The sequence below is a fragment of the Mesorhizobium sp. M0217 genome, assembly GCF_040321955.1.
GTDB lineage: Bacteria > Pseudomonadota > Alphaproteobacteria > Rhizobiales > Rhizobiaceae > Mesorhizobium.
In genome coordinates this window covers 1-11,656 of sequence record NZ_JAMYSN010000015.1, presented here as the reverse complement: position 1 = coordinate 11,656, position 11,656 = coordinate 1, and the positions used below count along the sequence as shown (strand labels likewise).

Here is an 11,656-nt window from a genome sequence, read left to right as displayed (position 1 = left end):
GATCCGTCATGAGCGGCTGGCTGGCGCGGTTTGGGTTCAAGCTGGGTCGAGTAGCGGGTAGCGTATTGAGGCGTTCCCGGCCGGCGGCTTCCGCCGCCATCTCTCCGCCGGCGACATCGACTGAATGGGATTCGGCGCCGGCGAGCAGCAATCTCGGTGTCTTCGCTCTCAGCGAAGCCGAAATGGCGGAGCGGAAGATCATCGTCACCGCGATCGGTGAGCTTGAGCTACCGACCGGCGAAATCATCGCTTGCGATCCACTGATTACCGGGCTGGAACGGCCTGTGTTTAGCCGTAAGGTCAGGCCGGGATGCTATCCAGTCACGTTGCTTGAGGCGCAAGGCCGTGTTGCTGCAGCGGTATTGCGGTTTGGCACTGGCTTGCCGGTGCGGTGGGAGTTGGCTGCCTTCGTCCGCGACGTCGGCACATCGTCCTGGAAGTCTGGATTTATTGTCGATGATAATGTTGCTTCGTTCATGGACAAGTCGGTTCTGACGCTGATGTCCGAGCAGGAGGAACTCGACAGCTATCTTGCTGACGTTGCATGCTCGTTCGACAAGTTCCGCATGGATAATCCGGTTGATGGAAATCCGCTTAATATAGCCATGTTCGACACTGGCTTCGGTGATGGGAACTATTATTCCTTCTGGGGACTGGATGCGGCCGGCGAGCCGCTGGTCTTGATGACCGATTTCGAGGTGCTCGAAAACGCCGACGGCCGCGAGAGCAGCCCGAGCAATTCATGACAAACATCGCTTCGCCAATGATCGGATTTATGGCCGGGCTGGCTGTTCTCGCAGCGGGTTACGAGGCGCATGCCGCCTGCCCGCTGGCGCTTGCTGTCTATGGCGATGCCGAAAGCGAGGCCGGCATTGATTTCCGGCCGACGACGGATGCGGTCACCGTCACCAACTCGTTCAAGATGGTGCTCGACAAGGGCATCGTTCTCGACGGCATTGTCATGTGGACATCCGGTGTTTCGCGACCGCAAGGGTCGCTGATGTACAAATGCCCGACCGGCGACGTCACCGGTGACGAGCTTGCCGCCTGCACGGTCTGGCATGGCGTCATCTACAGCGCCGACGACAAGGGCAACATCGCGCTCCTGGCGGCGGAAGGCACGGACGCGCCGCAGAGCCTGATCTTCCCCGATCTCGGGCCGTCGCTGCAGATGTCGACGGCCTTCGGCCCGAACGGTTTCTCAAAACTGCCATGGGACGTGTTTCTGCTGAAAGGTTGCCAGGAATGAGCGCGTCCAAGAAGGTGCTTCTGGTCACCGGCGGCAGTCGTGGCATTGGCGCGGCCACCTGCCGGCTTGCGGCAAAGGCGCGCTACCGGGTCGCGGTCAACTATGCCTCGAACGAGGCTGCCGCCAAGGCGCTGGTCGACGAAATCGAGGCGGCGGGTGGCGAGGCATTTGCCGTCAAGGGCGACGTCGGCGTCGAAGCCGACATCGTCGCCATGTTCGAAGCCGTCGATCGCGCCTATGGCCGGCTCGACGCGCTGGTCAACAATGCCGGCGTCGTCGACGTCAAGGCGCGCGTCGATGAGATGAGCCTGGCGCGGCTGGAGCGCATGATGCGCATCAACGTCATCGGCTCGTTCCTGTGCGCGCGCGAAGCGGTCAAACGCATGTCGAGCAAGCATGGCGGCCAGGGCGGCGCCATCGTCAACATCTCGTCCGCGGCGTCGCTACACAGCTCGCCCGGCGAATATGTCGACTATGCAGCGTCCAAGGCGGCGATCGACACTTTTACGCTCGGCCTGGCGCGCGAAGTCGCGACCGAAGGCGTGCGCGTCAACGCGATACGGCCGGGCATCATCGACACCGAGATCCACGCTTCGGGCGGCCAGCCGGACCGGGTCGAGCGGTTCCGCGACATGCTGCCGATGAAACGAGCCGGCACGGCGGATGAAGTCGCGCATGCCGTTCTCTATCTTTTGTCGGATGAAGCGTCCTACACGACGGGCGCAATCCTGAATGTAAGCGGCGGCCGCTGAGCCCCAAGCTAAGGGAAACGAACATGGCTTATGATGTCGTTATCATCGGGTCGGGACCGGGCGGCTATGTCTGTGCCATCAAGGCGGCACAGCTCGGGCTCAAGGTCGCGGTGGTCGAGAAGAACGCCACTTTCGGCGGCACCTGCCTGAACATCGGCTGCATCCCATCCAAGGCGCTGCTTTATGCCTCGGAGATGTTCGCCGAGGCCGGCCATTCCTTCGATGCGCTGGGCGTCGAGATACCGGCGCCGAAACTCAATCTGAAGAAGATGATGGCGCACAAGGACGCGACCGTTTCGGCCAACGTCAATGGCGTCGCCTTCCTGTTCAAGAAGAACAAGATCGACTCGTTTCGCGGCACCGGGAAGGTGGTCGCGGCCGGCAAGGTGTCGGTGTCGGCTGAGGATGGCAAGGTCGAGGAGATCGAGACGAAAAACATCGTTATCGCCACGGGCTCCGATGTCGCCGGCATTCCCGGCGTCAAGGTCGACATCGACGAGAAGGTGATCGTATCGTCGACCGGCGCGCTGTCGCTGGAGAAAGTGCCGGGACATCTGGTGGTGGTCGGCGGTGGGGTCATCGGTCTGGAGCTCGGCTCGGTCTGGGCACGGCTCGGCGCCAAGGTCACCGTGGTCGAATTCCTCGACACCATCCTGGGCGGCATGGACGGCGAGGTCTCCAAGCAGTTCCAGCGCCTGCTTTCCAAGCAGGGTTTCGAGTTCAAGCTCGGCGCCAAGGTGACAGGGGTGACCAAGGCCAAAAAGGGCGCCGCCGTTACCTTCGAGCCGGTCAAGGGTGGTGCGGCCGAGACCATCGAGGCCGACGCGGTGCTGATCTCGACCGGACGCCGGGCCTATTCCGACAGCCTCGGGTTGAAAGAAGCCGGCGTCGAGGTCGACGAGCGCGGCCGGGTCAAGACCGACGGGCATCTCAGGACCAACGTGGCCGGCATCTACGCCATTGGCGACGTCATCGCCGGGCCGATGCTGGCGCACAAGGCCGAGGATGAAGGCGTGGCGGTGGCCGAGACCATTGCCGGCCAGGCCGGCCACGTGAATTACGACGTCATTCCGAGCGTCGTCTACACCAGCCCGGAAATCGCTTCGGTCGGCAAGACAGAGGAAGAGCTGAGGAAGGCCGGCATCGACTACAAGATGGGCAAATTCCCGTTCACCGCCAACGGCCGCGCGCGCGCCATGCTGCACACGGACGGCTTCGTGAAGATCCTCGCCGACAAAGCCAGCGACCGCGTGCTCGGCGTCCACATTGTCGGCTTCGGCGCAGGCGAGATGATCCATGAGGCGGCGGTGCTGATGGAGTTCGGCGGCTCTTCCGAAGACCTCGCCCGCACCTGCCACGCGCATCCGACAATGTCGGAAGCGGTGAAGGAAGCAGCGCTGGCGACGTTCTTCAAGCCGATCCATATTTAAGGAAACGCTGGAGGGACAGCACCCCCCTCTGGCCTGCCGGCCATCTCCCCCTCAAGGGGGGAGATTGGACTTCACCGCCGCGTCGCGAGCTTTCAAGTTTCTCACGTTTCTAACCTGGCGCTGTTCGTGAACTGCCGATCTCCCCTCTCGAGGGGGAGATGTCCGGCAGGACAGAGGGGGCGGTGAAGAATCGCGACGCTCGCCGATAGGTGCCCCAAACAAAACGGCCCGCTTTTCAGCGGGCCGTTCTTGGCTGGAATCAAGATGCCAGATCAGTTGGCCAGATTACGGGCTCGGCGCCGGAGCAGGCGCGGGTGCCGGAGCTGGCGCAGGAGCCGGTGCGGGCGCAGGGGCTGGTGCGGGAGCCGGTTCGGCGGGCTTCATCGGCTCAGCCGGTGCAGGTGCGGGCGCCGGTGTGCTGGCTGCCGGCGGCTCTGCGGGCGCAGGATGTTCGCCGCTTCTGCCGAAAACATAGTACGCGACAATCGCAAGGATGACGACGACCAGCGCAATCAGCCAGCCGCTGCCACCACCCGACCTGGGCGCTGGATCGTTAGGGTTCGCCATAAAAGTGTCCTCCGTGGATGAAAAGCATCAATCAACACCCCTCAACGCGCAACCGTTGAACGGGTTCATACTAGGCCTTCAAATTGACGAACGCAGGAAAATTCTGATTCGCAACCGCTTGTTGGCCTGTATTTCCCCCGCAAAATCAATCACGAACGAGGTAGAACGAGCTTAGCTGGCCTTTTCCGCCAAAAATAGGGCCAACCGCCTCCGCTTTGCGAATCAGTTGCGCACCGCACAGAGCCGGGCTTACGTGATTCGGTATTCAAGACGGGCGCTGCTCAGTCGACGGCGGTGACGGTATAGCCGGCCTTGCGAAAATCCTCGACCAGGCCTTCGGGGCCGGGAAGATGCATGGCGCCGACGGCCATGAAGGCATTGCCCTTGGCCAGGATCGGTGCGGCATGGTCGGCCATGACCTTGTTGCGGCCGGTGATCATCGTCCGGTCGAATTCGGCGTAACCTGCGTCGTCGTCTTCGTCGGGCGAGATCGAACGCAACAGCGGCCAGAAGGTGCCGGTGTCGCCGCGCTGGTAAAGCACGATCATGGTTTCGTTGATGTCGTTTATCTTGTCGCCGAGCTTCAGGGTCTCGACCAGCCCTTTGATGTGGAACGCAATCGGCAGCGAGGCCATGGCGTGCAGCTGGCTGGCAGCGGTCTCCAACCCTTCCACCGGCTTCCCCAAGGCCTTGGCGTCCTGCGCCAGCTTGACGTCCAGAACCGGTGCGCCGCCTGCCTGACGGGCGACCTCACAGACCGGCAGCGCGACCATGGCCGACAGCAGCCACGGCTTCATCTTGGAGACGCTCGCCGGCGGAATGCCGCGCGCATCGAGCCCTTTGTTCACCACCGCCGCATCCTCCGGCGACAACAGCGACGACAACGTCGTGTTGTCGGTGAACATCATCAGCTCGGGTTCCTTGAGCATGGCCTCCATCATCTTCTGCTTGTCGAGCACGTCGGTGGTCTCGATGATGATGGTGCCGGCAGCGTCATAGGCTTTCCTGGCTGCCGGCGGCAGAGTGGTCACGCGCGGGTCGGTCATGTGCATGGTGCCGAACAGGAAGGACGGCTTTTCGCCTGATTTCTCCAGCTTCCACAACAGGCCCTTGCCGTTCAGCGTCGCTGCTGCTTCCGTCTCGATCCTGGCATAGGCGGCGGGGTCTTCCTTCTGCAGGGCCGATAGCAGATCGGCGCCGGCGCAGGCCGGGGCTTCGGCATGCGCCTTGCCCATGGCAAGCAGCAACGCGACGAGAAAAGACAGGAAAAACACTGCGTTGAGCGCGACGAGCAGCTTCAGCGACACAAGGGCCGCGCGGTCGGCGATGGCAAGGGCGCGTTTCATGGTGCGGTTCTAGGACTGAAAAGCGGCGAAACGGTTAACCGGCGTGGGGAAATTGTCCTGGACTTATACAGTGTCACGCGCGGGGATGGGCGGATTCGTAGATCTCGAGCAGCCTTGCCGTGTCGACGCCGGTATAGACCTGCGTCGTCGACAAGCTGGCGTGGCCGAGCAGTTCCTGGATGGTGCGCAGGTCGCCGCCGCGCCCGAGCAGATGGGTGGCGAAGGAATGGCGCAACGCGTGCGGCGTCGCGGTGTCGGGCAGGTTCAGCGCCGAGCGCAGCCTGGCCATGTCGCGCTGGACGATGGCCGGGTTGAGCGGCCCGCCCCGGGCGCCGCGAAACAGCAGGCCCTTGGGATCGAGATGGTAGGGACACAGTTTTCGGTATTCGGCGATGGCCCGCAGCGCCACCGGCAGCACCGGCACCAGCCGTGTCTTGCCACCCTTGCCGGTGACGCGCAGCACGGTGTCGGCTTCCGATGCCAGGTCGGCGGCGCTGAGGCCCAGCGCTTCGGAAATGCGCAGGCCCGATCCATAAAGCAGCGTCAGCACGGCGGCGTTGCGGGCGGCGATCCAGGGCTCTTCAGCCAGCTGGCCTTCCACCGACACGACATGTTTGGCATCGCTGGCGGTCAGCGGCTTGGGCAGCGATTTCGGCTGGCGCGGCGCGCGCAACGCAGCGGCACCGGCGGCATTGGCGAGACCGCGCCGTTCGAGGAAGCGCAGCAGCGAGCGGATGCCGGCGAGGCCGCGTCCGAGCGTGCGGGCGCCGGCGCCGGCGTTGCGCCGCGCGGCAAGAAAGCCGCGCAGATCGGCCGGGCGGAGAGTGGCGATGTCGGAAAGACCAGGCGAGCCGCCGCAATGCCCTGTGAGGAAATGCAGGAACTGGCGCGTGTCGCGCTCATAGGCTTCGACGGTCGCCGGCGACAGCCGGCGCTCGCGCGCCAGCATCTTCAGCCAGCTTTCGCGCGCTGCCTGGAGGTCGGGTTTTGCCGGGATGAGAAATTCCTGCATGCCGCCATTGTCAGGCAGCCGGGTTAGGAAGCGGTGAAGAACCTGTCATTGAAATGACGCCGGTAGGGCGTTAGAGCAGGGCAAAGGATATCAGCCATGTCGAAGCCCCAGAACCCCGTGCAAATGGCCGTGATCGGCGCCGCCCACGGCATCAAGGGCGAATTGCGGGTGAAGACTTTCACTGGCGAGCCGATGGCGCTGGCCGATTATGGGCCGCTCTATGCCAAGGACGGCCGCGTTTTCCAGATCACCGACATAAGGCCCGCCAACACCGTCGTGGTGGTGCGCTTCAAGGGCATTGCCGATCGCAATGCCGCCGAGGCGCTGGCCGGAACCGAGCTGTTCGTCGACCGCTCGAAGCTGCCCGACGATGGCGAGGAGGACGAATTCTACCACGCCGATCTCGTCGGACTTGAAGTCCGCGACGATAAGGGCGCGGTCATCGGCAAGGTGGTGGCGGTGCATAATTTCGGCGGCGGCGACATTCTCGACGTTACCCTCGGCGGGCGCAAAGGCGTGCTGATCCCGTTCACCCAGGCCGCCGTGCCTCAGGTTTCGATCGCCGAAGGTTTTCTCCGCGTCGACCCGGCAGCCGCCGGCCTTGTCGAGGATGAGGATGGCGACGCGCCGCGCGAAGAAGATTTCGACGCGAAGGGCCGACCGCGCGGGCCGCGCGAAGCCGGAGGCAACCGGTGACGTTCAAGGCGTCGGTGCTGACGCTCTATCCCGAGATGTTTCCGGGCGGGCTAGGCCTGTCGCTGGCCGGACGGGCGCTCGAAGTCGGGACATGGTCGCTGGAAGCTATCCAGATCCGCGACTTCGCCAGCGATCGCCATCACACCGTCGACGACACGCCGGCCGGCGGTGGCGCCGGCATGGTGATGCGCGCCGATGTGCTGGCCAAGGCGATCGACCACACGTCGCCGGCGGGCGATCCGCGGCCGCGTTTGCTGATGAGCCCGCGTGGAAAGCCGCTGACGCAGGCGCACGTGCGCGAACTGGCTGGCGGGCCAGGCGCCGTCATCGTTTGCGGCCGGTTCGAGGGCGTCGACCAGCGGCTGATCGAGGCGCGTGGACTGGAAGAGGTCTCCATCGGCGATTTCATCCTGTCGGGCGGCGAGCCGGCGGCGCTCGTACTGCTCGACGCCGTTGTGCGGCTGTTGCCCGGCGTCATGGGCAATGCGGTGTCGGGCGAGGAAGAAAGTTTCGAGAACGGCCTGCTCGAACACCCGCATTACACGCGGCCACAGGAGTTCGAAGGCCGCCCCATCCCCGACGTGCTGGTCTCCGGTAATCACAAGAAGATCGCCGCGTGGCGGCGCGCCGAGTCCGAGAAGCTGACCAGGGAGCGCCGGCCGGATTTGCTCGCCGCTCAGCCCTTGGCAAAATAGTAGACGGCGAGAAACAGGCCGACGGCGATGACGAAGCCGCGTACTGCGTTTTGCGGCACGCGCTTGGCGATCCAGACGCCGGCATAGCCGCCGAGCGCGCCGCCGGGGATCATGATGATTGCCTGCGGCCAGGCGACGACGCCGCCGGAAACGAAGACCAGTATGGCAACGGCGGCGATGACCACGGCCAGCATGTTCTTCAGCGCGTTCAGCCGGTGATAGTCGCCGGATTGCGTCAGGCCGAGCGTCGCCAGCATCATGACGCCCATGCCGGCGCCGAAGAAGCCGCCATAGATGGCGGTGGCGAACTGCGCCAGCGAACCGGTCAGAGAGCCCACCGTGGCTTCATGCCCAGGCTTCGGCGTTGGTTTGAGCCACGGCCCGGCGGCGAACAAGGCGGTTGCCGCCAGCAGCAGCCACGGCACCAGCGCGCGGAACGACGGATTTGAGAGCGCCAGCAGGATGAGCGCACCAGCCAGCGCGCCCAAAGCCGAGATCAGGCAAAGCAGCAGCGCGCCGCGCCAGAAATGCTTGATGTCTGTCCAGTAAGCCAGCGTCGAGGTGATGTAACCGGGAAACTGCGTCACCGAGGACGTGGCGTTGGCGACGATCGGCGGCAGGCCGGCCAGCGTCATGGCGCCGAAGGTTATGAAGGTGCCGCCGCCGGCAACGGCGTTGACGGCGCCTGACAGAAAACCCGCGAGGAAGAGCAGGACTGCGTCGAAAACAGACATTGTGAGGCCGCCGGACAAGTGTGCTGCTCCCGGATTAGGAAGCTTGAAGGGCCGGCGCAACCCTGCACTGGACGATTGCGTGGTGGCATGCGACCAAAAAAGACAGGGCCAAGGCGTGACAAGTCAGTGAAATAGCTGTATGTGCCCGCCCGTACTGGCGAGAAAAATCTCCCGGACCCGTCAACAATGACGGTGTAGTCGCCCCTGCCCAATGTTTCGAAGACAAGATGTCTCGGGGACAAAGGGCATAGCCGAGCGGTCAATGGAACTGCAAGGCGAGTGTCGGACGCTCTGACTGTCGGAAGAACAAGAAGTGGACTATTGAGATGGATATCATCCGTCAGCTCGAGGCCGAACAGGCCGCCAAGATCGAAGCCAAGCGCAAGCTTCCCGAGTTTCAGCCCGGCGACACCGTGCGCGTCCAGGTCCGCGTGACCGAAGGCACCCGCACCCGCGTCCAGGCCTATGAGGGCGTCGTCATCGCCCGCGCCGGCGCCGGCTTCCAGGAAAATTTCACCGTCCGCAAGATCTCCTACGGCGAAGGCGTCGAGCGCGTTTTCCCGGTCTACTCGCCGATGGTCGAAGGCGTCGAGATCGTGCGCCGCGGCAAGGTGCGCCGCGCCAAGCTCTATTATTTGCGCGACCGTCGCGGCAAGTCGGCCCGTATTTCGGAAAACACCGGCGTGCGCGCCCGCAAGCTCAACGATGAGGAGCGCGACGCGCTGAACGCTGAGAAGGCCCGCATCGAGGCCGAGAAGGTCGCCGCCGTGCAGGCGCTGGCAGCCGAGAAGGCCGCGCAGGAAGCCGCCGAGAAGAAGGCCGCCGACGAAGCCGCCAAGGCCGCCGACGAGGCTGCAAAGGCCGCGGAAGCGACCCCGGCCGAATAAGATCTCGACCAAGGATTTTGAAAAGGCGGCTTCGGCCGCCTTTTTTCGTTTCACCAGACTGTGAACGATTGCCGGCCGAGAGTTGCGCCACGGCTGTTGACTCGAATTATATTGTACACTAAATGATCGTATACAAAGCAAATGGAGAACTGACATGGCACTCTACACCACACAGGCTCGCGTCACCGGCGGCCGCGCCGGCCACGGCGAGACCAGCGACGGCCTGCTGAAGGTCGACCTCGCTTTGCCGAAGGAGCTCGGCGGACAGGGTGGCGCCACCAATCCCGAGCAGCTGTTCGCGGTCGGCTATGCCGCCTGCTTCGAAAGCGCCATCCGCTTCGTCGCGCGCAAGCAGAAGCTGCCGCTGGACGATGCGGCGGTGAGCGCCACCGTCAGCCTGCTTCCCAATGGTGAAGGCTTCAAACTTGGTGTCGCACTGGCCGCGGAGACCAAAGGCCTTGATCAGGCGGCGGCGGAAGCGCTTGTATCGGCAGCGCATCAGATTTGCCCCTATTCCAATGCGATCAAAGGCAATATCGAGGTGGCGCTTTCGACCGTGGCGCTTCCGGCAAAGGCAGCATGACGACGAAGACCGAAACCAGGGCCAGCGAAGTCCCGGCGGACACCGCCGGGAGGATCGCCGTTCCGCGCCTCGACCAGCAGCTCTGTTTCGCGCTCTATTCGGCGAGCGGGCTGATGACCAAGCTCTATCGGCCGCTGCTTGACCCGCTCGGCCTGACCTATCCGCAATATTTGGCGATGCTGGCGCTGTGGCAGCATGCGCCGAGCACGGTCGGCGAACTCGGCGAGGCGCTGGGGCTGGATTCGGCGACATTGACGCCTCTGCTCAAGCGGATGGAAGCGGCTGGTCTCGTCACCCGCCGTCGCGATCCGGCCGACGAGCGCCGCGTGCTGGTCGAACCGACTGCCAAGGGCCAGGCGCTGCGCGCCCGCATCAAGGACGTATCCGCAGGCCTTGCCTGCGCCATGCCGCTGGAAGTCGAGGAGCTGAAGTCGCTGCACCGGACCTTGACCGGATTTGTCGCCAAGCTGCGTGAGGCTACGTCACCATCCTGATCCGTCATCTGACGGGTTCCCGTGTCCAGGAGGGGCCTGGTTTGCCGGCGGCGCAATCACGGAATAAATTCCCACCACGGGGCGTTCTAAAACCGCGTTGGTTGAAGGCATTGGAATCCGCTTTCACCGGACGCTGAGCACCGGACCGGCTTGCAAGCCGTCTGCGGACGGCTAAAGTCGCGCCTGGATTTTCATGCGAGCCCGGCTGCAAGCGGGCTTCTCATCCTGGAGCGTGTCATGACCAAATCGAAGCTGCTGCTGGCCGCCCTCGCGGCCTGTTTCCTCGCGCCAGTCGCTGCATGGGCGGCCGATGCGCTGCCCGATCTCGGCGGCAAGAAGGTCGTGGTGGTGACGGAAAACGCCTATCCGCCGCTGCAGTTCATCGACGCCAAGACCGGCAAGCAGATCGGCTGGGAGTATGACGCGATGGACGAAATCGCCAAGCGGCTGAACTTCAAGGTGGAGTACCAGAACACCTCCTGGGACGCGATGATCCAGGCGGTTTCCGACAACCAGTACAACATTGGCATGACCGGCATCACCATCAAGGACGACCGAAAGGAGAAGGTCGATTTCTCCGACCCCTATATGCGTTCGGAGCAGTTCATGCTGGTGCGCGCCGATGAAAGCCGCTTCACCGACGCCAAGACCTTCGCCGCCTTCAAGGACGGGTTGATCGGCGCGCAGGCCGGAACGACGCCGTTCTACACCGCCGTCTACAGCGTGCTCGACGGCAATGAGCAGAACCCGCGCATCAAGCAGTTCGAGACCTTCGGCGCTTCGGTGCAGGCACTGAAATCCGGCGACGTCGATGTCGTCCTGACCGACGGCACCGCCGGCAAAGGCTATGTCGATGCCTCCGGCGGCAAGCTCAAGCTGATCGGCGGCCCGCTCGGCACCGAGGATTTTGGCTTCATCTTCCCGAAGGGCTCGGACCTGGTGAAGCCGGTCAACGCGGCGATCGCGGCGCTGAAGGCTGACGGCACGCTGGAAGCGCTGAACAAGAAGTGGTTTCTCGACTACAAGATGGGGCAGTGATGTCCGACTCCTTACCCTCCCCCTTGTGGGGAGGGTCGATCCGCGAAGCGGAGCGGGGTGGGGGTGCCAGCGCCGGCGCGTTGTGGCCACCCCCCCCCCCCCGCCCCCCCAATTGGCATGGAAACGAGATAGAGTTATAACCAAAAAAACACCACCCCCACCGCACCGAGGAT

Annotated in this window: 13 protein-coding genes; 10 read left to right on the top strand and 3 right to left on the bottom strand. The window is 63.9% G+C overall.

Annotated features, from left to right (window positions below):
- The first annotated feature begins 8 nt into the window (after nt 1–8).
- Genes NKJ18_RS21740 through lpdA form a run of 4 tightly spaced genes read left to right on the top strand, consistent with a single transcriptional unit; the run spans nt 9 to nt 3,431 of the window.
- Nucleotides 9–746, top strand: a complete 738-nt coding sequence (locus NKJ18_RS21740) for a DUF4241 domain-containing protein (RefSeq protein ID WP_050485860.1) — start codon at nt 9–11, stop codon at nt 744–746.
- Complete coding sequence (locus NKJ18_RS21735; RefSeq protein ID WP_023736766.1) at nt 743–1,249, top strand: hypothetical protein; 507 nt, start codon at nt 743–745, stop codon at nt 1,247–1,249. The genes NKJ18_RS21740 and NKJ18_RS21735 overlap by 4 nt, the downstream gene beginning before the upstream one ends.
- Entirely contained in the window at nt 1,246–2,001 is a 756-nt protein-coding gene (locus NKJ18_RS21730) for an SDR family oxidoreductase (protein ID WP_023683871.1), read from the top strand. Before NKJ18_RS21735 ends, NKJ18_RS21730 begins: the two co-directional genes overlap by 4 nt.
- A gap of 23 nt (nt 2,002–2,024) precedes the next feature.
- The gene (gene lpdA, locus NKJ18_RS21725; protein ID WP_352759603.1) at nt 2,025–3,431 is read left to right on the top strand and encodes a dihydrolipoyl dehydrogenase; all 1,407 of its coding nucleotides are present in this window, start codon (nt 2,025–2,027) and stop codon (nt 3,429–3,431) included.
- An 848-nt stretch (nt 3,432–4,279) separates the two neighbouring features.
- On the opposite strand, the gene NKJ18_RS21720 is transcribed toward lpdA, so the two are convergent.
- Together NKJ18_RS21720 and NKJ18_RS21715 are read right to left on the bottom strand one after the other, a co-directional pair.
- Nucleotides 4,280–5,344 (bottom strand): TraB/GumN family protein, encoded by a 1,065-nt coding sequence (locus NKJ18_RS21720; RefSeq protein WP_352759601.1) that lies wholly within the window; start codon nt 5,342–5,344, stop codon nt 4,280–4,282.
- Nucleotides 5,345–5,417: 73 nt separating this feature from the next.
- Nucleotides 5,418–6,356 carry a tyrosine recombinase XerC gene (locus tag NKJ18_RS21715; protein WP_023706731.1) on the bottom strand — a complete coding sequence of 313 codons (939 nt, stop codon included), beginning with the start codon at nt 6,354–6,356 and terminating at the stop codon, nt 5,418–5,420.
- Between the two features lie 96 nt (nt 6,357–6,452).
- Between NKJ18_RS21715 and rimM the strand changes: the two genes are divergently transcribed.
- Nucleotides 6,453–7,052, top strand: a complete 600-nt coding sequence (gene rimM, locus NKJ18_RS21710; RefSeq protein ID WP_023828730.1) for a ribosome maturation factor RimM — start codon at nt 6,453–6,455, stop codon at nt 7,050–7,052.
- A complete protein-coding gene (gene trmD, locus NKJ18_RS21705) occupies nt 7,049–7,747 on the top strand; it encodes a tRNA (guanosine(37)-N1)-methyltransferase TrmD (protein ID WP_023726048.1) in 699 nt (232 codons plus the stop codon). The genes rimM and trmD overlap by 4 nt, the downstream gene beginning before the upstream one ends.
- Here trmD and NKJ18_RS21700 read toward each other — a convergent pair.
- Entirely contained in the window at nt 7,729–8,481 is a 753-nt protein-coding gene (locus tag NKJ18_RS21700) for a sulfite exporter TauE/SafE family protein (protein WP_023828729.1), read from the bottom strand. The two genes, trmD and NKJ18_RS21700, sit on opposite strands and share 19 nt — an antisense overlap.
- 326 nt (nt 8,482–8,807) lie before the next feature.
- Between NKJ18_RS21700 and rplS the strand changes: the two genes are divergently transcribed.
- The 4 genes from rplS (at nt 8,808) to NKJ18_RS21680 (ending at nt 11,483) form a co-directional block, all read left to right on the top strand.
- Nucleotides 8,808–9,368 carry a 50S ribosomal protein L19 gene (rplS, locus tag NKJ18_RS21695; RefSeq protein WP_352759599.1) on the top strand — a complete coding sequence of 187 codons (561 nt, stop codon included), beginning with the start codon at nt 8,808–8,810 and terminating at the stop codon, nt 9,366–9,368.
- A gap of 154 nt (nt 9,369–9,522) precedes the next feature.
- Nucleotides 9,523–9,951 (top strand): organic hydroperoxide resistance protein, encoded by a 429-nt coding sequence (locus NKJ18_RS21690; RefSeq protein WP_023694503.1) that lies wholly within the window; start codon nt 9,523–9,525, stop codon nt 9,949–9,951.
- Nucleotides 9,948–10,445 (top strand): MarR family winged helix-turn-helix transcriptional regulator, encoded by a 498-nt coding sequence (locus NKJ18_RS21685; RefSeq protein ID WP_023683877.1) that lies wholly within the window; start codon nt 9,948–9,950, stop codon nt 10,443–10,445. The genes NKJ18_RS21690 and NKJ18_RS21685 overlap by 4 nt, the downstream gene beginning before the upstream one ends.
- Before the next feature lie 237 nt (nt 10,446–10,682).
- Nucleotides 10,683–11,483 carry a transporter substrate-binding domain-containing protein gene (locus tag NKJ18_RS21680; RefSeq protein ID WP_352759596.1) on the top strand — a complete coding sequence of 267 codons (801 nt, stop codon included), beginning with the start codon at nt 10,683–10,685 and terminating at the stop codon, nt 11,481–11,483.
- Nucleotides 11,484–11,656 lie beyond the last annotated feature (173 nt).